We start from the raw sequence: 22,523 nt of genomic DNA on the forward strand, positions 1-22,523 counted from the left end.
ACCTTCCGTGCCATGAAGCCATCTGCCTGCCCTGTCTCTCCCGCCGCGCTCGACCTGGCGATCATCGGTGCCGGCCCGGCCGGCCTGGCCCTGGCGCTGCACGCCGCGCAGCGCCTGCCGCGCGCGCGCATCACCGTCTACGACCGCTGGCCGGCCCGCCACGACCTGAGCGGTGACCGCCGCACGCTGGCGCTGGCGCAGGGCAGCGTGCAGTTCCTGGACCGGCTCGGCGTCGGGGCGGCGATCGCCGGGCGGGCCGCCCCGATCCTCGAGGTGCATGTCTCCCAGCAGCAGCCCGGGCTGCTCGAGCTGCTGGGCCTGCCGGCCGCCGCGCAGCTGAGCCTGAAGGCCGCCGACCTGGGCGTGCCGCAGCTGGGCGCGGTGGTGGCCTATGGCGCCATCGTCGAGCCGATGCGTGCGGCCTGGAGGGCCCGTTGCGAGGCCGAGCCGCAGCGCCTGCAGGCCCGCCTGGGCTGTGCGGTGCAGGCGGTCGACACGCTCGACGAGGCCGCGGGCGAGGGGCGTGGGGTCGCCGTCCGCTGGCTCGAGGCCGCCGTGGCGCGGCCCGAGGGCCCGGCCGAGGTGCTCGAGACCGCGCGCGCGCGCCACGACCTCGCGGTGATCGCCGAAGGGGGCGTGTTCGCCGAGCAGTCCCGCAAGGCCGTGGCCCGCGACTACCGTCAGGTGGCCTGGGTGGGCACGGTCGAGCTCGAGGGCGGGCGGCCCGGCGTGGCCTACGAACGTTTCACGCCGCAGGGGCCGGTGGCCTTGCTGCCCCTGCCGGCGGCCGCGGGCGGACGCGCGCAGGCCGCGCTGGTCTGGTGCGTGCCGGCCGACGACGATCCGGTGCGCGGGCTCGACACGGCCCAGCGCCTGGCGGTGCTGCAGCATGTGCTGCCGGCATCGGTGGGCCGGCTGGTCGGCCTCGGCCCGCTGAAGGATTTTGCGCTCGGACTGAACGCCGAACGCACGCTGGTGCAGGGCCGCGCGGTGCGCATCGGCAACGCCGCGCAGACCCTGCACCCGGTGGCCGGCCAGGGCCTCAACCTGGGGCTGCGGGACGTGCATGCGCTGGTCGAGCAGCTCGAGCGCCGGCCGGACCTCGAGCAGGCGCTGTCGGGCATGGAATGGCAGCGCGGCCCGGATCGCTGGAGCCTGATCGCCGGCACCGACTTCCTGGCCCGCAGCTTCACCTGGGACGCGCCGGGGCTGAGCACGCTGCGGGGCGTCGGCCTGGGCCTGCTGCAGCGCCTGCCGGGCCTGTCGACGCTGCTGGCGCGCCAGATGATGTTCGGCCGGCGCTGAGCCGGCCCGGCTTCAGTCGCCCGCGGCGGTGGCCGGCAGGCCGGGGCCGAGCACCCGGTGCTCCAGGGCCGGCAGCTGCTGGCGCACCTGGCGCAGCACCGCCGGGTCCAGCGTGCCGGTGACCAGGCCTTCGCCGTCGGGTCGGCAGTCCAGCACCCGGCCCCAGGGGTCGACCAGCAGGCTGTGGCCCCAGGTGCTGCGGCCGTTCTCGTGCCGTCCGCCCTGGGCCGGGGCCAGCACGTAACACTGGTTTTCCACCGCCCGGGCGCGCAGCAGCAGCTCCCAGTGCGCCTCGCCGGTCGGGCGGGTGAACGCGGCGGGCACGACCAGCAGGTCGCAGGGCGGCTGCATCAGCGCGCGGAACAGTTCCGGGAAGCGCAGGTCGTAGCAGACCGACAGGCCGACCCGGTGCGCCGTGCCATCGCGGGCACGGGCCTCGAAGGCGGCCGGCTGCCGGCCGGGGCAGAGGGTCTGCGACTCGTCGTAGCGGCGCTCGCCGTCGTCGTAGCGGAACAGGTGGATCTTGTCGTAGCGGCTGGCCTGCCGGCCCTCGGGGCCGAACACCAGGCAGCTGTTGGTCGCGTGCAGCGGGTCGGCCTCGCGGGCCAGCGGCAGCGTGCCGCCGACCAGCCAGATCCCGTGCCGCCGGGCCCAGTCCGACAGCGCCTGCTGGATCGGGCCGTGGCCCGGGGCTTCGGCCACCGCCAGCTTGTCGCCGTCCTGACGGCCCATCAGGCAGAAGTACTCGGGCAGCGCCACCAGCTCGGCCCCGCCGGCGGCGGCCCGGGCGACCAGCGTGGCCGCCTGCTCGAGGTTGCGGTCCACGTCGGGCGTGGACACCATCTGGATCGCGGCAAGTCTCATGGTCGGTTCTCCGGCGAGGTGCGGTTGGCGCTGGTCGGTGCGGGGGTCCACTGCGTGGCGGCGGACGGCGGTGTCGCCGAGGCGCCCGGCGCCGGCAGGCTGGCCGCGCCGGTGTCGGCGGGCGCCTCCTCGCCAGGGGTCGGCGTGCGGCGGCTGGCGGGGACCATCAGCGGCGCGTCCCAGCGGCCGGTGATGTGGAACTGCCGGGTGGCCGCCTCGGTCAGCGGCTTGCGCAGGAAGACCTGGCCGATCAGCGTGCCCAGCCCGATCGCCGGATTGATCACCGCATAGGCCAGCGAGGCCGCACCGGCGTTGATGTCGGGCACGACCCAGACGTTGAGGTCCTGGGTCTCGCGGGCGAGGTCGGCGCTGCCTTCGGTCAGCACCAGCGCCTGCACCCCGCGGATGCGCAGGTTGCGGGTCTGCGCCACCCCGCGCTGGATGTTCACGTCGCCGTCGACGCGGTCGAAGCTGAAGCCCTGCTGGAACACGTCGCGGAAGTCGAACAGCAGCCGGCGCGGCAGCGACTGCAGGCTGAGCACGCCCAGCAACCGGGCCACGCCCGGTTCGGCCCGCAGGAACTGGCCCCGGTCCAGCCCGAGCGAGAGCTGGCCAGCCAGGCTGTCGACGTTGAACTGCAGCGGCGAGCCGTCCCACTCGAGCTGGCCGGCCAGCAGGCCCTGGCCACCCCGCAGCGCGCCGCTGTTGCCGAAGCGGCCGAGCAGGGCGCCGCTGTCGCTCAGGTCGAGCCGGAAGGTGATGCGGGTGCTGTGGGTCCGGTGGCCGGCGGCGGGCGGCACCCAGCGGCCCACGGCGCTCAGCTGGGCGTCGGGGTTGCCGATGTTCAGCCGCTTCAGGATCCAGGTGCCGCGTTCACCGTCTTCGGCCTGGTGACCGGCCTCCAGCACCAGCCGCCCCAGCGCCACGCCCCGCAGCTCGAACTGCTCGGCCTCCAGCAGCAGGCCGGGCAGGCGGTGCGGTCGAGCGCCGGTCGAGCGGTCGGTCTCGACCGGGGTCGGGGCGCCGGGCTCCTCGGCCGGCAGGCTCAGGCGGGCGAGGTGGGCGTGCAGCTGGGGGATCTGCCGGGCATCGAGCGGCAGCCGGGCCTCGACGTTGCCGGCCAGCTGGTCGGCCCGGACCTGGCCGCGCCAGAGGTCGACGTCGCCCTGGCGCTCGCGGTTCAGGTCGGCCTGCACCGCGGTGAACAGGCGGCTGCCGACCTGCAGCCGATCGACCTCGAAGCGCAGCTGGCGCGGCACGTGGTCGAGGTCCGGGGCCGTCGGGTCGGAGGGCGGCAGCAGGCCGACGTCCTCGGCCCGGGTGCGCCACCGGGCCCATTCGACCAGGTTCGCCTCCGGCAGCTGGATCTGCGTGAGCAGACCCTGCGCCGGCAGCGCCTGGCTGCCGCCCTGGGTGGCCGCGCGCCCGACCTGCACCAGCCCGCGCAGCAGGCGCTGGCCGCCGTCACGCTCGCGCAGCATCTGCACCGACAGCAGCGGCCCGGCCTGGAGGCGCCACCATTCACGCGGCCGGCCCGGCGCCGGCGCGCTGGCCGGCTGCAGCGTGACCCGCAGCGGCAGGCGCTCGGCGGCGGCCTTGCCCAGCGGGGCGGGGGCCTGCAGCGCCAGGCCCTGCAGCGTGCTGTCGAGCTGCACCTCGACGCCGGCGCCGCTGAAGCCCAGGTCCAGCTCGTAGCCGGCCTGGCCGCTCATCAGGCGGGCCAGCGGGGCGAGCAGCCCCAGCTGCGGCGCCTCGCGCAGGCCGGCGGCGGTCGCGGTGCCGACCGCCCGCAGGTGCACCGTGCCGTCGGGCCGGGTGCCGCCCTGCAGCGTCAGCGGGCCGCCCAGCGCGACCGCGCGTGCGCCCTCGATGCGGAAGCCCCGTTCGTCGAAGCTCAGCTGGCCGTGCACGTCCTCGAGCTGCGGGGATTCGCTGCGCACCTGCAGCTGGTTGCCCTCGAGGGTCAGCAGGCCCTGAGCGGTGCTGCGTTCGAGGTCGTTCAGCGGCAGGGCCAGGTCCAGCTTCAGCCGGGCCGGACCGGCACCGGTGGCCTGGTCCAGGCTGTGCTGCAGCCAGCCGCCGATCGGACTGCGGCTGACGTAGGCCAGCGCGTCGGTCAGCGGCCCCTGGCCCTGGCCCTCGATGTGCAGCACCGGGTCGGCGACGAAGTCGCCGATGCGCGCCTGCACCCGGTGCAGCTCGAAGCCGCCGCTGCCGGTCTCGCCCAGCCGGGCCGAGGCGTTGCGGATGAACATGCTCTGGCGGTCGAACACCAGCTCGCCGCCCAGGTGGGTCAGCCGGGGCCAGGCCGGCGTGCCGGGCTGGGGGCCGGCATGGTTGGGCGCGACGTCGTAGCTCAGGTTCTCGACCTGGCCGACGAGGTGGAACTCGCCGTCGCTGTCGTGGGCGAACGGGAAATGGTCGATCGGCCCGCGCACCCGGGCGACCACCTGCCGGGCGCTGCCGCCGCGCATGCCGTCGCGCACGTAGTGGCGCACCTCGGCGGGCAGGCCGACCGGCAGGTAGCGGTGGATGCGGTGGGCCGGGATGCGGTCGAGCCGGGCATCGAGCCGCAGCACGCCCGGCAGCCGGTCGATGTCCTTGCCGTTGCCCGTGCGCCACTGGCCGGAGACCTCGCCGCGGCTGTCGGGGTTGGAGAAGGTGGCGCGGCGGATGTCCACCTGCAGGTCGGGCAGGCCGTCGGCGCCCGGCACCGCGCCGACCTGCCAGCGCACGTCGGCATCCAGCGTGCCCAGCGGCACGCGGGTCTCCTCGAACACGCCGGGCAGGTCGAGCTCGCCGTCGCGCAGCCGCACCCGTGCCCGTCCGCCCCGTTCGCTGGCCTGCAGCACCACCTCGGCGCCCTGCACGCCGGGTCGGCCGGGCAGCGGGTGGCCGGCGCGGCTGCGCGGGTGTTCCTTCGAGCGCAGGCCCAGCTGCTGGCCGACCGCCTCGGCCTGCCAGCGCAGCGGCTGTTCGGCCGGCCCGTCCCAGCGCCAGGAGACGTCCTTCAGCCGCCCCTCGGGCTCGGCCCCCGCCACCCAGCGGCGCCAGCCGTCGGACAGCGGCAGGTGGGCGGTGATGGTGGCCAGGGTCGCCAGGTCGAGCCGCGACGCGGTGAACTGGCCGCCCGTCCAGTCCGGCCCCTGGCCCCGCAGCTCGAGCGCCAGCGTCGTGGGCGCCCAGAGGTGCTCGTGTCCCTGCGCGTCACGCAGCGTGAAGGCGAGGCGTTCGGCGCGCAGGCGGGTGCGCTGCGGGTCGCGGGTCAGGTGCAGGCTGCCGTCCAGGCGTTCGATGTCCAGGGCCGGCAGGCGCGACTGCAGCTGCAGCCGGGCTTCCTGCAGCGCCACGTCCGCACGGGCCTCGCTCAGCGCGCCGTCGTCGATCTCCAGCTGCAGCGCCAGCTGCCCCTGGCCCCGCTGCAGGTCGAAGGGCAGGCTGACGTGGCGGCGCAGGGCCTGCACGTCGACGTGGGGCAGCCGGGCCTCGAGGCGGCCGCGCCAGCGGGTCCAGTCGCCCGGGTGGCGCAGGTGGTCGAGCAGGCCGGCGCGCAGGTCGGCCTGCACGTCCAGGCGCCGGCCCCAGCCGCTCGGCGGGGTGGCGGCCAGCTCGATCCGGTGGTGCCGGCCGCGGTTGTCCACCCGCAGGTCGACCTGCTCCAGCAGCAGCGGGGGTTCGGCGCGTGTCGCGTCGGACCAGGTGATGCGGCCGCCCCGGATCAGCCATTCACCCTGGCTGAACAGCCAGTCGGCCACCGCCTGTTCCCGCTCGGGGTCGGCCGGGCCGTCGAGCCGCAGCCCGCCCAGGCTCAGCCGGCCGTCCCGGTCGCGCTGCACCAGCAGGTCGGGGCCCTGCAGTTCGATGCGTGCCAGGTGCGGCTGCCAGTGGCCCCAGCTGCGGGGCAGCAGCGAGCCGGGGGTGAGGGTCGCGCGCACCTCGTCGAGCCGGAAGGCCGGGCGGCCCTGCATGTCCAGCAGGCTGAGCTGGCGCAGGCGCAGCACCGGGGCCCACAGGCCCCCGTCGACCTCGATCCGGCCGATCTTCACGGGAGTCTTCAGCGCCTGCGTGGCCCAGCCCTCGATCTGGGGTTGCCACACTTGAAGCCGGGGCAAAATGACCCAGTGCAAGCCCACCCAGAGGGCCAGCACGATACTCGTCAGACCGAGGGTGATCCAGGCAGTTGCCCGCGCCACCTTCGAGGCCGCACGCAGCCAGCGTGCCGGCTCAGGCGGGCGAGAGGATGGATCGGACATGAAATCAGCAGGCAAGGATGGAGACAGGATGGCGATCGGACGGATCCCTCAGGGACTGACCCGGACCGGGGCGGCACGACAGGCCGATGGCCTGGCCCCGCGCCGGATCTCCAAAGCTAGCACAGACCCGGGCGCGTGATGACGACGACGAAGCCACTCCAGGCCCAGGCCGAGCACTCCCGTTACATCCAGCGCGTCCGCCGCGTCGCCTCCTCGCTGCTGCCGCTGCTGCCCGAGGGTCAGCCCGACACCGCGTCGATGCAGCGCTGCATCGACGCGCTGCTGGCCGCCGGCCGCAGCCTGCCGGCCGCGCTGCGCCTGACGCGCCAGCTGGTGATGGAGCGCCTGGCGGTGCTCGACATCGAGCAGCAGGCGCCGATGGAGGCGATCACGCTGGCGATGACCGAGCTGGCCGAGGTCACCCTCGAGCGCGCGCTGCAGGCCGCGCGGGCCGCGCTCGACGCCCAGTACGGACCGCCGCTGACCGAGGCCGGCGAGCCGATCGACTTCTGGATCGTCGGCATGGGCAAGCTCGGCTCGCGCGAGCTCAACGTGTCCTCGGACATCGACCTGATCTACGTCTACGAGGACGAAGGCCACACCAGCGGCCTGCCCGGGCGCACGGTCGCGCCGATCACCGCCCACGAGTATTTCGGCCAGGTGGTGCGCCAGCTCTGGACGCTGATCGGCGAGCCGACCGAGGACGGCTTCGTCTTCCGCATGGACCTCGCGCTGCGCCCCAACGGCAACTCCGGCCCGCCGGCGGTCAGCCTGGCGATGCTGGAGGAGTATTTCCTCGTCCAGGGCCGCGAGTGGGAACGTTTCGCGTGGCTCAAGAGCCGCGTGGTGGCCCCGCGGGCGGCCGTCGAGAGCGGGCGGGCCCGGGCGCTGCGCGACGTGGTGACCCCGTTCGTCTACCGCCGCTACCTCGACTACGGCGTGTTCGAGGCGCTGCGCCAGCTGCACCAGAAGATCCGCATCGAGGCCAATCGCCGCGCCTGCGGCCGCCCCGACCGCGCCAACGACGTCAAGCTCTCGCGCGGGGGCATCCGCGAGATCGAGTTCATCGTGCAGCTGCTGCAGGTGGTGCGTGGTGGCCATTACCCCGAGATCCGCACCCGGCCCACGCTGAAGGCGCTCGACCGGCTCGCCGCGGTCGGCCTGCTGCCGGTCGAGGCGGCCGCACGGCTGGGCCAGGCCTACGTCTTCCTGCGCCGGGTCGAGCACCGCATCCAGTTCCTCGACGACCAGCAGACCCATGTGCTGCCTTCGGCCGATGCCGACCTGCACTGGATCGCGCAGTCCATGGGCCTGCAGTGCCGCGACGACGCCTGCGAGCTGCTGGACCAGCTCTGCAGCTTCCGCGAGTTCGTCGCCACCGAGTTCGACGCGCTGCTCAACGAGGGGCGCGGCCCCGGCGGCGGCGGGGGCACCTGCAAGGGCTGCTCGGCGCCGGTGCCGGCGCTGGACTCGCCCTCGCTGACCGAGGGCATGGCGCCGGCCGTGGCCCAGCGCCTGAAGGCGCTGATCACGCAGCCCCGCGTCGCCGTGCTGCGCGACGAGGCCCGCCAGCGGCTGGCCCGCCTGCTGCTGCGCGCGCGCAAGCTCAGCGAGCAGGAGAGCGTCGCCGGCTCGACCCTCGGCGACGACGCGATGCTGCGCTTCATCGACTGGCTCGAGCCGCTGCTGCGGCGCGACAGCTACCTCGCGCTGCTGGCCGAGCGGCCCCAGGTGCTGGGCCGCCTGCTGCGCCTGCTGGGCCTGGCCCGCTGGCCGATGCGCTACCTGATGCAGCAGCCCGGCGTGATCGACGAGCTGGCCGACGCCCGGCTGTCCCACGAGCGCTTCGACGCCCAGGCCTACCTGCGTGACCTGGAAGAGCGTCACCAGGCCTGGGTGCGCAGCGGCCAGGCCGACGAGGAGGCGCTGCTCGACACGCTGCGCCGGGCCCACCACGCCGAAATGTTCCGCACGCTGGTGCGCGACGTCGAGGGCGAGCTGACGGTCGAGCAGGTGGCCGACGACCTGTCGGCCCTGGCCGATGCCACGCTCGACTGCACGCTGCGCTGGGCCTGGCAGCACCTGCGCACGCGCCACCGCGACGTGCCCGCGGTGGCGGTCATCGCCTACGGCAAGCTCGGCGGCAAGGAGCTGGGTTATGGCAGCGACCTCGATGTCGTCTTCCTGTTCGATGACGATGACGACCGCGCCAGCGAGGTCTACGCCGCCTTCGTGCGCAAGGTCATCACCTGGCTGTCGCTGCGCACGCCGGCCGGCACGCTGTTCGAGATCGACACCGCGCTGCGGCCCAACGGCAACTCCGGGCTGCTGGTGACCTCGATCAGCGCCTTCGGCCACTACCAGCGCGGTCGGGGCAGCAACACCGCCTGGACCTGGGAACACCAGGCGATCACCCGGGCCCGCTGGTGTGCCGGCGACCCCGGGCTGGCGCCGCGTTTCGAGGCGGTGCGGCGCGAGGTGCTGTGCGCCGAGCGCGCGACCACCACGCTGCGCGAGGAGGTCGTGACGATGCGCGAGCGGGTGCGCCAGGCGCATCCGGTGCGTGCCGGCCACTTCGACGTCAAGCACAGTCGCGGCGGCATGATGGATGCCGAGTTCGCGGTGCAGTACCTGGTGCTGTCGCAGTCGGCGCGGCATCCGGCGCTGCAGGTCAATTCGGGCAACATCGCGCTGCTGATCGATGCCGAGCGTGACGGCCTGCTGCCCGAGGGCGTGGGCCAGGCGGCGGCCGCCGCCTACCGCGCCTTGCGCCAGGTTCAGCACCGGGCCCGCCTCGACGAGGCGAGCACGCAGTTCCCGGTCGAGACGCTGGGTGAGCTGGCCGTGCACCGGGATGCGGTCCGGGCGCTCTGGCGTGCCGTCTTCGAATGAGGTCGGCAGGGGCCGCCTGGCCTGGCTCGCCGTCGCGCTGCTGCTGAGCCTGCCGGCCTGGTGGCTGGGGGCCGGACGGGGTTCCGGTGCGGCCGTCGGTGGCTGGGTCGGCCTGGTCGCCGCCGCGATGCCCAGGGCCCAGGCCCTGTCCGCCGGCCTGCTGGCCTGGGACGGGGCTCAGTGGTTGAGCCAGCCCTGGCGGTTGTGGAGCGCGGCCTGGGTGCATCTGAGCGGCCTGCACCTGCTGGCCAATCTGCTCGGGGTCGTGCTGGTGGCCGGCCTGGGCTGGGTCGCGGCCCCGGGGCCGCGGGCCGCCTGGGCCTGGGCGGCGTCCTGGCCGCTGACCCACCTGGGGCTGGCGCTGCGGCCGGAGCTGATGTCCTATGGCGGGCTGTCGGGCGTGCTGCACGCGGGCGTGGCCGTGGTGGTGGTCTCCACGCTGGCCGACCCCCGCGACCGGGCCTCCCGTCTCATCGCCACGCTGCTGGGCCTCGGGCTGCTGGCCAAGGTGATGCTGGAGCGTCCCTGGGCTCGGCTGCTGAGCCACCCCGAGGGCTGGGACATCGCCGTCGTGCCCTGGGCCCATGCCAGCGGAGCCGTCTGCGGCATGGCCTGCGCGCTGCTCCTGCTGGTGCTGCCGACCCGGTGGGCGGGTCGGCCGGGCGCAGGCTGAGCCGGCCCCCGCGGCCTCAGATCTCGACCTTGGAGCCGAGTTCGACCACTCGGTTGGCGGGCAGGTAGAGGAAGTCGGCCGCACCGGCGGCGTTGCGGTGCATGCTGGCGAACAGCTTCTCCCGCCACAGCGCCATGCCCGCGCCCAGCGTCGGGATGACGATGTCGCGCGACAGGAAATAGCTGGTGTCCATGTCCTCGAGCACCACGCCCCGGCCCTTGAGCAGCTTGAGCGCCTCGGGCACGTCCGGATCGTTCTTGAAGCCGAAGTTCAGCGTGACCTGCCAGCAGTCGTGCCCCAGCGGCTCGATGGCGATCCGCTGCTCGAAGCCGATCCACGGCACGTCGTGGGCCAGCACGGTCACGAACAGGTTCTGTTCGTGCAGCACCTTGTTGTGCTTGAGGTTGTGCATCAGCGCATTCGGTGTCAGCCCCTTCTCGGCCGACAGGAACACCGCCGTGCCGCTGACCCGGGTCGGCGGGCTGATGAAGACCGCCTCGAGGAAGCTGTCGAGGTCGATCGCCTCGTCGTGCAGGCGCGCGCTCATCAGCGAGCGGCCCTGTTTCCAGGTCAGCATCAGCACGAACATGCCGGTGCCCAGCACCAGCGGGAACCAGCCCCCGCCCAGCAGCTTGAGCATGTTCGACGAGAAGAAGGCGAGGTCGATGACCAGGAAGCCGGCGGTCGGCAGCAGGCTGGCCAGCAGCGGGTACTTCCAGCCGTAGCGGATCACGTAGAAGGTCATGATCGTCGTGATCGTCATGTCCAGCGTCACCGCGATGCCGTAGGCCGAGGCCAGGTTCGAGGAGGTCTTGAACAGCGCGACCGCCAGCACGATGAACACGTACAGGCCCCAGTTCACGAAAGGCACGTAGATCTGGCCGAGGTCGCGTACCGACGTGTGCTTGATGTGCATGCGCGGCAGCAGGCCCAGCTGGATCGCCTGGCGCGTGACCGAGAACGCGGCGGTGATCAGCGCCTGCGAGGCGATCACCGCGGCCGCGGTCGCCAGCACGAACACCGGGATCTCGGCCCAGGCCGGTGCCATGTGGAAGAACGGGTTGACCGCCGCTTCCGGCTCGGCCAGCAGCATCGCGCCCTGGCCGAAGTAGTTGATGACCAGGCAGGGCATCACCACGCCATACCAGGCGATGCGGATCGGGCGCTTGCCGAAGTGGCCCATGTCGGCGTAGAGCGCCTCGCCACCGGTCACGCACAGCACCACCGCGCCCAGCGCGACGAAGCCGACGACCTTGTTGTCGAGGAAGAACTGCACCGCGTACAGCGGGTTCAGCGCCACCAGCACGGCCGGGTTGGCCAGCACGTGCGGCAGGCCCAGCGCGGCCAGCACGACGAACCACACCAGCGTCACCGGGCCGAAGGCCTTGCCGATGCCCCCCGTGCCGAAGCGCTGCACCGCGAACAGCCCGGTCAGCACGACCAGGGCCAGCGGCAGCACCAGCGACTGCAGGCCGGGCTCGTAGATGGCCAGGCCCTCCATCGCGCCCAGCACGGTGATGGCCGGGGTGATCACCCCGTCGCCGTAGAAGATGGCCGTGCCGAACATGCCCACGCCCATCAGCACGCGGCGCAGCGTGGGCCGGTCGCTCACGGCGTGGGTGGCCAGGGCCAGCATGGCGATCAGCCCGCCTTCGCCGTTGTTGTCGGCCCGCAGGATCAGCAGCACGTACTTCAGCGAGACGATGACGGTCATCGTCCAGAAGATCAGCGACAGCACGCCGAGGATGTTCTCCGGCGTGACCGGCACGTGGCCGCCGTGGAAGACTTCCTTCAGCGCGTAGAGGGGGCTGGTGCCGATGTCGCCGTAGACGACACCGAGGGCCCCGAGGGTCAGGGCCGCGGTGGCGGCCGGGGGGGAATGATGGGTCGAAGCAGCGCTCACGTGCAGGAGGTGACGGCGGACTGAAGCCGTTCTTCGTTACGAATGAGCCGATTGTGCGCTACCGCGTCTGCCGCGCGAGAATTACCGCACACCCGCTGGCGGCGCCTGCGCAGCGGTGTTGTGCGCCCGCCGCGACGGGCGGACCGGGGGCCCGGTCGATGTTCAGTTCTGGAGCATCGGCACCAGGCCGCCGGCCTGGTCGAGCGCCATCAGGTCGTCGCAGCCGCCGACATGGGTGTCACCGATGAAGATCTGCGGCACCGTGCGCCGGCCGGTCAGCGCCATCATCTGCTGGCGCTGCTCGGGCAGCAGGTCGATGCGCACTTCCTCGATCTCCGTCACGCCACGCTGCTTCAGCAGGGCCTTGGCGCGCAGGCAGAACGGGCAGACCTGCGTGGTGTACATCTTGACGGGTTTCATGCGGAGGGCGTCCAGTGGAGATCGAGAGGCGGATTCTCGGTGCAGGCCGGACCGCCTGCAGCCCGGTGCACCGATGTCCCGCCCGTGATCAGGCCGATTTCTCGACCGGCAGGCCGGCGTCGCGCCAGCCGTTCATGCCCCCGCCCAGCACATGCACCTGGGCATGGCCGAGCTTGCGCAGTTCGGCCGCGGCGCGGCGCGCCCGGGCCCCGCTGGCGCACACCACCACCAGCGGCAGCGCCTTGTTGGCGGGCAGGGCCTTGCCGCCCTCGCTCACCTGCGCGAGCGGCAGGTTGCGGGCGCCACCGATGTGGCCGCCGGCGAACTCGGCGGGCTCGCACACGTCGATCACCACCGCCTTCTCGCGGTTGATGAGCCGCACCGCCTCGTTGGTGTTGACGGCATCGCTGCCGCCGTTGCCGCTCAGGGAAGGCCACAACAGCCCACCCCCTGAAACGAGGGCCCCGACGATCCAGTGCCAGTTGTCTAGAAGGAAATTCACGCGAGCATGCCGCCGCAGCGGGGCGGACGGTGTAGGTCAGAAGAGAGGCGGATTATAGAATTCCCGGATCCCTTCCACTCTTTCTGACGCTCGCGTCCTCATCATGTACAAGCTCGTGCTGATCCGCCACGGTGAATCGACCTGGAACCTGGAAAACCGCTTCACCGGCTGGACCGATGTGGAGCTGACCCCCACCGGCGTCGAGCAGGCCAGGCAGGCCGGTCGCCTGCTGAAGGAGGCGGGCTACGAATTCGACGTCGCGTACACGTCCGTGCTCAAGCGCGCGGTCTGGACGCTGTGGCACGCGCTCGACCAGATGGATCGCACCTGGCTGCCGGTGGTGCACAGCTGGCGCCTCAACGAACGCCACTACGGCGCGCTGCAGGGCCTCAACAAGGCCGACACGGCCAAGAAGTACGGCGATGACCAGGTGCTGACCTGGCGGCGCAGCTACGACACGCCGCCGCCGGCGCTCGAGGCCACCGACCCGCGCGGCCAGCGCCAGGACGTGCGCTACGCCCGCCTCGATGCCGAGCAGATCCCGCTGACGGAATGCCTGAAGGACACCGTGGCCCGCGTGCTGCCGTTCTGGAACGACACGATCGCCCCGGCCATCCAGTCGGGCCAGCGCATCGTCATCGCCGCCCACGGCAACTCGATCCGCGCCCTGGTCAAGTACCTCGACGGCATCGGTGACGACGAGATCGTCGGCGTGAACATCCCCAACGGCATTCCGCTGGTCTACGAGCTCGACGCCAACCTCAAGCCCATCCGCAGCTACTACCTCGGCGATGCCGAGGCCGCCGCCAAGGCCGCCGCCGCCGTGGCGAGCCAGGGCAAGGCCTGATCCGCCCGGCGGACCCGGGCGTCGGTCCCGGGTCAGCGCCCCGGCAGGGTACCGGGTTGAACCCGTATCCTGATTGAGCTACGCTCGCAGCCCTGTTGACGCAGGGCTTCTTCGAGCCGGGGCAGCAGCTGCCGCAGCTTGGCCGCTACCGCCGGGTTGGCGGCCAGCAGGGTCCAGCCTTCATCGTCCACCGGACCTCCGGTCACCCACGGTCGCAAGGCCGGGGGCAGGTGGGCACGAACCGCATCCACGCGGGCCTGGGACTGGGCCAGGCGCAGGCGCAGGCGCTGCAGGGGCTCGCAGCCTTCGAGCACCTTCTGCATCGGCATCGCGGCCGGGACAGCGGGAACAATGGGTTTCACCCGAGGAGTGTAGCGACGATGGATATCCTGATCACCCACGGCGGACTGGCTCGAACGCGCTCCATGCATGTGCGCCCGGTGCAGCTGTGGCTGATCGTGATCACCCTGGTGCTGCTGCTGATGCTGCTGTCGGGGGCGATCTACCACTTCGTCTTCCTGAAGGCCGCCCGCGAAGGCTGGCCGGTGGTCAGCCAGGTCGTCGGGCTGGTGGTGCGCGACGAGTTCGAGCAGCGTGACCGCTACATGCGCGAGAACCTCGACGCGATGGCCCAGCGGGTGGGCGAGATGCAGGCCAAGGTGATCCGCCTCGAGGCGGTCGGCGCCCGGGTGTCGGGCCTGGCCGGCCTCAAGCCCGAGGAGCTGCGCGCCCTCGACGAGGCGGGCAAGGAGGCGGCGGCTCAGGCCTCCGCCCCGCCTGCGGCGGCTTCGGCGGTGCCGGCGGCGGCCAAGGTGAGCCAGGCCAGCGCTTCCCGCGCGACCGGCCTGGGCGGTCCCTACCTGCCCGCGTCGCCTTCGCCGTCGCTGCAGCAGCTCAACGACTGGATCGACCAGGTCGACGCCGATGCCGACCTGCGCAACGACGTCTTCACGCTGGTCGAGTCGCGGCTGCTCGAGCGCAAGCTCGAGCAGCTGGTCGTGCCCAGCATGGCGCCGGTGTCCGGGCCGGTCGGCTCGGGCTTCGGCTTCCGCTACGACCCGTTCACCGGCCGGGCGGCGCTGCACACCGGCCTGGACTTCCCGGCCCCGTCGGGCACGGCCATCCATGCGGCCGCCGGCGGCAAGGTGGTCGCGGCCGAATGGGACGGTGCCTATGGCCAGGCGCTGATGATCGACCACGGCAACGGCCTGGTCACCCGCTACGCCCACACCTCGGCCATCCTGGTCAAGCCCGGCGAACTGGTGCGCCGCGGCCAGCGGGTCGCCCAGGTGGGCAGCACCGGCCGCTCGACCGGCTCGCACCTGCACTTCGAGGTGCTGCTGGGCGGGGTGCCGCAGAACCCGGCGCGTTTCCTGGCCCGCGGTGAACGCCTGGACGACACGCCCGCCACGGCCCGGGCCGATGCGGCCCCCGCCCGTGCGGGTGGCCAGCGTGCCAGGGCCCGGTGATAGACTCAAATGCTTTCTGAGGGCGCCAGGCTCGCAGGTCTGCCAGCGGTGTCCGCACACACGGCGTGTCCAGCAGTCCCGGTGCCCTCGGCTCCGATTCCCCACACTGCCGGCGCGGGCTGAAGCGCCGGTAGTGCACCGATTGCCTTCTTCATGTTGCCCAAGCTCCTGACTCAGATTTTCGGCAGCCGCAACGAACGCCTGCTCAAGCAATACCGCCGCGTCGTTGAGCGCATCAATGCGCTGGAAACCCAGTACGAGCAACTGAGCGACGAGGCGCTGACCGGCAAGACCGCCGAGTTCCGCCAGCGCCTGCAGCAGGGCTCCACGCTGGACGATCTGCTGCCCGAAGCCTTTGCCGTCGTGCGCGAGGCGAGCAAGCGCTCGCTGAAGATGCGCCACTTCGACGTGCAGTTGCTCGGCGGCATGACGCTGCACAACGGCAAGATCGGCGAGATGCGCACCGGCGAAGGCAAGACGCTGATGTCGACGCTGCCGGTCTACCTCAATGCGCTGTCCGGTCAGGGCGTGCATGTGGTGACGGTCAACGACTACCTCGCCGCGCGTGACGCCGAGGCCATGGGCCGGCTCTACGCCTTCCTCGGCATGACCGTGGGCATCAACCTGCCCAACATGTCGCGCGAGCAGAAGCAGGCCGCCTACGCCGCCGACATCACCTACGGCACGAACAACGAGTACGGCTTCGACTACCTGCGTGACAACATGGTCTACGAGGTGGCCGACCGGGTGCAGCGTCCGCTGAACTACGCCATCGTCGACGAGGTCGACTCGATCCTGATCGACGAGGCGCGCACGCCGCTGATCATCAGCGGCCAGGCCGAAGACCACACCGACATGTACGTGCGCATCAACGCCGTCGTGCCGCACATGAAGAAGCAGATCGGCGAGGCCGATCCGCGCACCGGCGAGGGCGTGATCGAGCCGGGCGACTTCACCGCCGACGAGAAGACCCACCAGGTCTTCCTGACCGAGTCCGGCCACGAGAAGGCCGAGCAGCTGCTGGCCGAGGCCGGCCTGCTGAGCCCGGGCGCGTCGCTCTACGACGCCGCGACCATCACGCTGGTGCATCACCTGTACGCCTCGCTGCGCGCGCACCACCTGTTCCACCGCGACCAGCATTACGTGGTGCAGAACGGCGAGGTCACCATCGTCGACGAGTTCACCGGCCGCCTGATGACCGGTCGGCGCTGGAGCGACGGCCTGCATCAGGCCGTCGAGGCCAAGGAAGGCGTGAAGATCCAGGCCGAGAACCAGACGCTCGCCTCGATCACCTTCCAGAACTACTTCCGCATGTACCGCAAGCTCGGCGGCATGACCGGCACGGCCGACACCGAGGCCTACGAGTTCCAGGAGATCTACGGCCTCGAGACCGTGGTGATTCCGCCCAACCGCCCGACCATCCGCAAGGACGAGCTCGACCTGGTCTACAAGACCGACCGCGAGAAGTACAACGCGGTGGTCGAGGACATCCGCGCCTGCTACGAGCGTGGCCAGCCGGTGCTGGTGGGCACGACCTCGATCGAGAACTCCGAGCTGGTTGCCGGCCTGCTGGACCAGGCCGGGCTGCCGCACCAGGTGCTCAACGCCAAGCAGCATGCCCGCGAGGCCGAGATCATCGCCCAGGCCGGCAGCCCGAAGATGGTCACGATCGCCACCAACATGGCCGGTCGTGGCACCGACATCGTGCTCGGGGGCAACGTCGAGAAGCAGATCCAGTTCGTCGAGGCCGACCCGGCCCTGTCGGACGCGGACAAGGCTGCCCGCATCGCCCAGCTGCGCAATGAATGGCAGGGCCTGCATGACCAGGTCAAGTCGCTGGGCGGCCTGCGCATCATCGCCACCGAGCGCCACGAGAGCCGCCGCATCGACAACCAGCTGCGCGGGCGGGCCGGCCGCCAGGGCGATCCGGGCAGCTCGCGCTTCTACCTGTCGCTCGAGGATTCGCTGATGCGCATCTTCGCCGGCGAGCGGGTCAAGGCGATCATGGAGCGCCTGAACATGCCCGAGGGCGAGGCGATCGAGGCGGGCATCGTCACGCGCAGCATCGAGAGCGCGCAGCGCAAGGTCGAGGCGCGCAACTTCGACATGCGCAAGCAGCTGCTCGAGTACGACGACGTCTCCAACGACCAGCGCAAGGTCATCTACCAGCAGCGCAACGAGCTGCTCGAGCAGACCGACATCGATGCCCAGATCGCGCACCTGCGCCGCGGCGCGATGACCGACGTGGTGCGCAACCATGTGCCGGTCGAGAGCGTCGAGGAGCAGTGGGAGCTCGAGGCGCTGGAGAAGACGCTGCGCGAGGAGTGGCAGCTCGACGTGCCGCTGCGCGCCGAGGTCGAGAAGAGCGACGCGATCACCGACGAGGACCTGGTCGAGCGCGTCTGCGCCGCCGCCGATGCCGCCTTCGAGGCCAAGCAGGCGCTGGTGGGCAAGGACCAGTTCGCCAGCTTCGAGCGCATGGTGCTGCTGCAGGCCATCGACACGCACTGGCGCGAGCACCTCGCCGCGCTGGACTACCTGCGCCAGGGCATCCACCTGCGGGGTTATGCCCAGAAGAACCCGAAGCAGGAGTACAAGCGCGAGGCCTTCGAGCTGTTCAGCCAGCTGCTCGACACGGTCAAGCTCGAGGTCAGCCGCCTGCTGATGACGGTGCGCGTGCAGAGCCCCGACCAGGTCGTCGAGGCAGCCGAGGCGATCGAGGAGCGCGCCGAGCATTTCGCCAACGTCACCTACACCCATCCGAACGAGGATGGCAGCGTGTCGCAGGACGCGGCGCCCGGTGCGATGCCGGCGGGCGAGGTGCCGCGGGTCGGCCGCAACGATCCTTGCCCCTGCGGCAGCGGCAAGAAGTACAAGCAGTGCCACGGCCAGCTCGCCTGAGCGGGCTCATGGTCGTCGCACGCTGAGGCGGCGATGATCGGGGGGCCGCCCCGCGTCCTTCAGGCGCGCCGGTCCCCATGTGCCACTGCCTTTTCCTGCCGTGCCGGCGGTGATCGCCACCGCCCGCCCTCCCGCCGGCCAGCGCCCGCTGGTGCTGCTGGACCCGGAACCCTCGGCCCGCTGGCTGGGCTGGGCGGTGCTGCCGGTCGTGCTGGTCTCGCTGGTGCTGCTCGGCTGGGCTTCGGCGCAGATGGTGCAGCCCTACCGGCCGGGCACCCCGCTGCTGCTGACGCTCGACCCCCGGCAGCTGCCCGAGCTGCTGCTGCGCACCAGCCTGCGCATGCTGATCGCCCTGGCGGCCTCGCTGCTGTTCGCCGCGCTGTTCGCGGTGTCGGCCGCCCGCTCGCGCCTGGCCGAGCGGGTGCTGGTGCCGCTGCTCGACGTGCTGCAGTCCATTCCGGTGCTGGGTTTCCTGACCCTCACGGTCACCGGATTCCTCGCGCTGTTCCCGGGCCGGCTGCTGGGCGTGGAGTGCGCGGCGATCTTCGCGCTGTTCACTTCCCAGGCCTGGAACCTCGCGTTCAGCCTGCACCAGTCGCTGCGCTCGGTGCCGTCCGAGCTGCACGAGGCCGCCCGCATCTTCCAGCTGTCGGGCTGGCAGCGCTTCTGGCGGCTGGAGCTGCCGCTGGCCACGCCGGCGCTGCTGTGGAACCTGATGATGTCGGTGGCCGGCGGCTGGTTCTTCATCGTCGCCTCCGAGGCGATCACCGTGTCGGGCCGGGACATCAAGCTGCCCGGCGTGGGCTCCTACATCGCGCTGGCGATCGAGGCGCGTGACCTGGGCGCCATCGCCTGGGCGATCGTGACCATGTTCGTCGGCCTGCTGCTGTACGACCAGCTGCTGTTCCGGCCGCTGCTGGCCTGGGCCGACCGGTTCCGCTTCGAGGAAGGCGCGGGCAGCGCGCCGCCACGCTCGTGGCTGCTGCGCGGGCTGAGGCGTGCCCCGCTGCTGGGCGCCATCGGCCACGGCCTGACGCAGCCGCTGCGCTGGAGCCTGCAGCACTGGGGGCGTCGCACCGACGGCCTGTCCCCCTCGGCGCGACCCCGGGGGGCGCCCGTCTGGCACGACCGGCTGACCGACGCCACGCTGCTGCTGGCGGCCGGGCTCAGCACCGGCGCGCTGCTGCACTGGCTGCAGTCGCGCCTGGGCTGGGCCGAACTGGTCGAGGTGCTGCTGCTGGGCAGCCTGACGCTGGCGCGCGTGCTGGTGCTGATCACGCTGGCGGTGCTGGTCTGGGTGCCCGTGGGGGTGTGGATCGGGCTGAATCCGCGCTGGAGCTCGCGCCTGCAGGTCGTGGTGCAGTTCCTGGCGGCCTTCCCGGCCAACCTGACCTTTCCGGTGGCGGTGATGGTGCTGCTGCACTGGCGGCTCGACCCCGACGTCTGGCTGTCGCCGCTGATGGTGCTGGGCACGCAGTGGTACATCCTCTTCAACGTCATCGCCGGGGCGGCGGCCATCCCCGAGGAGCTGCGCCTGGCCGCGGCCAGCCTGGGCCTGCGGGGCTGGCTGAAATGGCGCCGCTGTCTGCTGCCCGCGGTCTTCCCGAGCGTCGTGACCGGTGCGATCACCGCCAGCGGCGGCTCCTGGAACGCCAGCATCGTGGCCGAATGTGTCACCTGGGGCGACACCACGTTGCAGGCGCGCGGCCTGGGCAGCTACATCGCCCGCATGAGCGAGGCGGGCGACTTCGCGCGCCTGGTGCTGGGCATCGCGGTGATGTGCCTGTTCGTCATGGTGCTCAACCGCCTGCTGTGGCGCCGGCTCTACCGACTGGCCGAGCAGCGCTGGCATGGCTGAACACCCGGTGCTGATCGAGCTGCGCCAGGTCGGCAAGCGCTTCCGCAGTGCCGACGGCCACTGGCGCCCGGTGCTCGAGGGGGTCGACCTGGCGCTGCACGACGGCGAGATCGTCGCCTTGCTGGGCGCCTCGGGCTCGGGCAAGAGCACGCTGCTGCGCCTGCTGGCCGGGCTGATCCCGGCCGACACCGGCCAGGTGCTGCTGCACGGCCAGCCGCTGAACGGGCCGGCACGGGCCGTCGGCATGGTGTTCCAGTCGTTTGCGCTGTTCCCGTGGCTGAGCGTGCGGCAGAACGTCGAGCTGGGCCTGGAGGCGCGTGGCGTGGCGCCGGCCGAGCGTGAACGGCGCGCGCGCCTGGCCATCGAGATGATCGGCCTGCCGGGCTTCGAGGGCGCGCTGCCCGGGGAGCTGTCGGGCGGCATGCGCCAGCGGGTGGGCATCGCCCGGGCGCTGGTCACCGAGCCCGAGGTGCTGCTGATGGACGAGGCCTTCTCGGCGCTCGACGTGCTGACCGGCGAGCGCCTGCGCGACGAGATCCTGCAGCTGTGGGCCGGCGGCACCATGCCCACCCGCGCGATGCTGGTGGTCTCGCACAGCATCGAGGAGGCGGTGCTGATGGCCGATCGGGTGCTGGTGCTGGCGAGCGATCCCGGCCGCGTGCGTGACCAGCGCCTGGTGTCGCTGCCGCGCCCGCGCGATCCGGACAGCCTCGAGGTGCGCGACCTGGTCGACGAGCTCTACGCGCTGATGACGGCGGGCCACCCTGCGGCCGGCCCGCCGGCCCGTCCGGGCGAGCCCGCTCGCCTGCACCTCGGCGACCGCCTGCCCCAGGCGGGCATCGGCCTGCTGCACAGCCTGATGGCGGTGCTGGCCGGACCGCCTTTCCAGGGGCACGCCGACCTGCCGCGGCTGGCCCAGGTCAGCGCCTTGCCCGATGCCCGGCTGCTGCCGGGCGCGCGGGCGCTGGCGCTGCTCGGCCTGGCGACGCTGGCCGGCGGCGATCTCACCCTCACCGCGCTCGGGCACCGCTACCTCGAGGCCGACGTGGCCGTGCGCCGCGGCCTGTTCGGCCAGCAGGTGCTGACCCACGTGCCGCTGGTGGCGCACATCCGCCATGGCCTGGAGTCCCAGGCCAGCGGCCGGCTGCCGCGCGAACCCTTCCTGGTGCTGCTGCGCCAGCACCTGCCCGACGACCAGGCCCGCCAGACGCTGCTCACCGCCACCGAATGGGCGCGCCATGGCGAGGTCCTCGAGTTCGATGCCCGCAGCGGCCAGCTGCACCTGCCCGACGGCAGCGAGGCCGGCGAGCCCGGCCCGGCGCCGTGACGTCATCGCGCCTGCCTACAATCGCGCCTCGCCAGAATCCCTTCATTTCCCCCTGCGGAGAGCCCCATGCCCGTGAACCTGCAAGCCCCGATCGCCAGCGACCTCCATCCCGTGCCCGGCGTGATGCTGGGCATCACGATGGCCGGCGTGCGCAAGGCCAATCGACGTGACCTGACGGTCGTCACCCTGGCCGAGGGCTCCAGCGTCGCGGGCGTGTTCACGAAGAACCGCTTCTGCGCCGCGCCGGTGCAGATCTGCCGCCAGCACCTGGCCGCCGGTCCCGCCAAGCGGGCCATCGTCATCAACACCGGCAACGCCAACGCCGGCACCGGCGAGGACGGCCTGGTGCGTGCGCGCGCCATCTGCGTCGCGCTGGCCCGCCACCTGCACATCGCCCCCGAGGAGGTGCTGCCGTTCTCGACCGGCGTCATCATGGAGACGCTGCCCAGCGAGCGCATCGAGGCCGGCCTGCCCGCCGCGCTGGCCGACCTGAAGGCCGACCAGTGGGGCATCGCCGCCGAAGGCATCATGACCACCGACACCCTGCCCAAGGCCGCGTCGCGCCAGGTGCAGATCGGCGGGCGCACGGTCACCGTGACCGGCATCAGCAAGGGCGCCGGCATGATCCGCCCGAACATGGCGACCATGCTCGGCTTCGTCGCCACCGACGCGGTGATCGCCCCCGAGCTGCTGCAGCCGCTGGTCACGCAGGCCGCCGACCTGAGCTTCAACCGCATCACCATCGACGGCGACACCTCGACCAACGACAGCTTCCTGCTGATCGCCACCCACCAGGCCGGCCACGCCGCCATCACCTCGCTGGACTCGACCGAAGGCCAGGCCCTGCGCGAGGCGGTGATCGCCGTGTCGCAGCAGCTCGCCCAGGCCATCGTGCGCGACGGGGAGGGCGCCACCAAGTTCATCACCGTGCGCATCGACGGGGGCCGCACCGAAGAAGAGTGCCGCCTGGCCGCCTACGCGATCGCCCACTCGCCGCTGGTCAAGACCGCGTTCTTCGCCAGCGACCCGAACCTCGGCCGCATCCTGGCCGCGGTCGGCTACGCCGGCATCGACGACCTCGACCAGGGCCTGATCGACCTGCACCTCGACGACGTGCTGGTCGTCGAGCACGGCGGCCGCCACCCGGCCTACCGCGAGGAAGACGGCCAGCGCGTCATGAAGCAGGCCGAGATCACCGTGCGGGTGGACCTGCACCGCGGCAGCGCCACCACCACGGTGTGGACCTGCGACCTCTCGCACGACTACGTCACCATCAACGCCGACTACCGCAGCTGAGCGGCGGCCGTCG

Annotated in this window: 15 protein-coding genes; 9 read left to right on the forward strand and 6 right to left on the reverse strand. The window is 72.1% G+C overall.

Going from position 1 to position 22,523, the window contains the following annotated elements; all coding sequences use genetic code 11:
- Nucleotides 1–12 precede the first annotated feature (12 nt).
- Complete coding sequence (locus C7444_RS14030; protein ID WP_110401471.1) at nt 13–1,305, forward strand: FAD-dependent monooxygenase; 1,293 nt, start codon at nt 13–15, stop codon at nt 1,303–1,305.
- Nucleotides 1,306–1,317: 12 nt separating this feature from the next.
- On the opposite strand, the gene C7444_RS14035 is transcribed toward C7444_RS14030, so the two are convergent.
- Together C7444_RS14035 and C7444_RS14040 are read right to left on the reverse strand one after the other, a co-directional pair.
- Complete coding sequence (locus C7444_RS14035) at nt 1,318–2,169, reverse strand: carbon-nitrogen hydrolase family protein (RefSeq protein WP_110401472.1); 852 nt, start codon at nt 2,167–2,169, stop codon at nt 1,318–1,320.
- On the reverse strand, nt 2,166–6,422 hold the full coding sequence (locus tag C7444_RS14040; protein WP_110401473.1) for a YhdP family protein: 4,257 nt from the start codon (nt 6,420–6,422) through the stop codon (nt 2,166–2,168). The genes C7444_RS14035 and C7444_RS14040 overlap by 4 nt, the downstream gene beginning before the upstream one ends.
- Before the next feature lie 138 nt (nt 6,423–6,560).
- Between C7444_RS14040 and glnE the strand changes: the two genes are divergently transcribed.
- Nucleotides 6,561–9,314, forward strand: coding sequence for a bifunctional [glutamate--ammonia ligase]-adenylyl-L-tyrosine phosphorylase/[glutamate--ammonia-ligase] adenylyltransferase (glnE, locus tag C7444_RS14045; RefSeq protein ID WP_110401474.1), 2,754 nt, complete (start codon nt 6,561–6,563; stop codon nt 9,312–9,314).
- Complete coding sequence (rrtA, locus tag C7444_RS14050; protein ID WP_170130757.1) at nt 9,298–9,987, forward strand: rhombosortase; 690 nt, start codon at nt 9,298–9,300, stop codon at nt 9,985–9,987. Before glnE ends, rrtA begins: the two co-directional genes overlap by 17 nt.
- Nucleotides 9,988–10,003: 16 nt before the next feature.
- Here rrtA and C7444_RS14055 read toward each other — a convergent pair whose 3' ends face one another.
- The 3 genes from C7444_RS14055 to C7444_RS14065 all read right to left on the reverse strand — a co-directional run bounded on the left by C7444_RS14055 (nt 10,004) and on the right by C7444_RS14065 (nt 12,812).
- Nucleotides 10,004–11,890 carry a potassium transporter Kup gene (locus C7444_RS14055; protein ID WP_110401476.1) on the reverse strand — a complete coding sequence of 629 codons (1,887 nt, stop codon included), beginning with the start codon at nt 11,888–11,890 and terminating at the stop codon, nt 10,004–10,006.
- 162 nt (nt 11,891–12,052) lie between these two features.
- Complete coding sequence (grxC, locus tag C7444_RS14060; protein WP_110401477.1) at nt 12,053–12,310, reverse strand: glutaredoxin 3; 258 nt, start codon at nt 12,308–12,310, stop codon at nt 12,053–12,055.
- Between the two features lie 88 nt (nt 12,311–12,398).
- Complete coding sequence (locus C7444_RS14065; RefSeq protein WP_110401478.1) at nt 12,399–12,812, reverse strand: rhodanese-like domain-containing protein; 414 nt, start codon at nt 12,810–12,812, stop codon at nt 12,399–12,401.
- 103 nt (nt 12,813–12,915) lie between these two features.
- Between C7444_RS14065 and gpmA the strand changes: the two genes are divergently transcribed.
- Nucleotides 12,916–13,659 carry a 2,3-diphosphoglycerate-dependent phosphoglycerate mutase gene (gpmA, locus tag C7444_RS14070; RefSeq protein ID WP_110401479.1) on the forward strand — a complete coding sequence of 248 codons (744 nt, stop codon included), beginning with the start codon at nt 12,916–12,918 and terminating at the stop codon, nt 13,657–13,659.
- A 32-nt stretch (nt 13,660–13,691) separates the two neighbouring features.
- Here gpmA and C7444_RS14075 read toward each other — a convergent pair whose 3' ends face one another.
- On the reverse strand, nt 13,692–14,021 hold the full coding sequence (locus C7444_RS14075) for a flagellar hook-length control protein FliK (protein WP_245909574.1): 330 nt from the start codon (nt 14,019–14,021) through the stop codon (nt 13,692–13,694).
- An 18-nt stretch (nt 14,022–14,039) separates the two neighbouring features.
- On the opposite strand from C7444_RS14075, the gene C7444_RS14080 reads away from it, so the two are divergent.
- From C7444_RS14080 to argJ, 5 genes are all read left to right on the forward strand, one after another.
- Nucleotides 14,040–15,128 (forward strand): M23 family metallopeptidase, encoded by a 1,089-nt coding sequence (locus C7444_RS14080; protein WP_110401480.1) that lies wholly within the window; start codon nt 14,040–14,042, stop codon nt 15,126–15,128.
- Between the two features lie 153 nt (nt 15,129–15,281).
- The gene (gene secA, locus C7444_RS14085; RefSeq protein ID WP_110401481.1) at nt 15,282–18,029 is read left to right on the forward strand and encodes a preprotein translocase subunit SecA; all 2,748 of its coding nucleotides are present in this window, start codon (nt 15,282–15,284) and stop codon (nt 18,027–18,029) included.
- 250 nt (nt 18,030–18,279) lie between these two features.
- Nucleotides 18,280–19,887 (forward strand): ABC transporter permease, encoded by a 1,608-nt coding sequence (locus C7444_RS14090; RefSeq protein ID WP_211317561.1) that lies wholly within the window; start codon nt 18,280–18,282, stop codon nt 19,885–19,887.
- Nucleotides 19,880–21,214, forward strand: a complete 1,335-nt coding sequence (locus C7444_RS14095) for an ABC transporter ATP-binding protein (protein WP_110401482.1) — start codon at nt 19,880–19,882, stop codon at nt 21,212–21,214. The genes C7444_RS14090 and C7444_RS14095 overlap by 8 nt, the downstream gene beginning before the upstream one ends.
- A gap of 66 nt (nt 21,215–21,280) precedes the next feature.
- The gene (argJ, locus tag C7444_RS14100) at nt 21,281–22,510 is read left to right on the forward strand and encodes a bifunctional glutamate N-acetyltransferase/amino-acid acetyltransferase ArgJ (RefSeq protein WP_110401483.1); all 1,230 of its coding nucleotides are present in this window, start codon (nt 21,281–21,283) and stop codon (nt 22,508–22,510) included.
- The last annotated feature ends 13 nt before the right edge of the window (nt 22,511–22,523 follow it).

This window comes from Sphaerotilus hippei (assembly GCF_003201595.1).
Taxonomy (GTDB): Bacteria; Pseudomonadota; Gammaproteobacteria; order Burkholderiales; family Burkholderiaceae_C; genus Sphaerotilus; species Sphaerotilus hippei.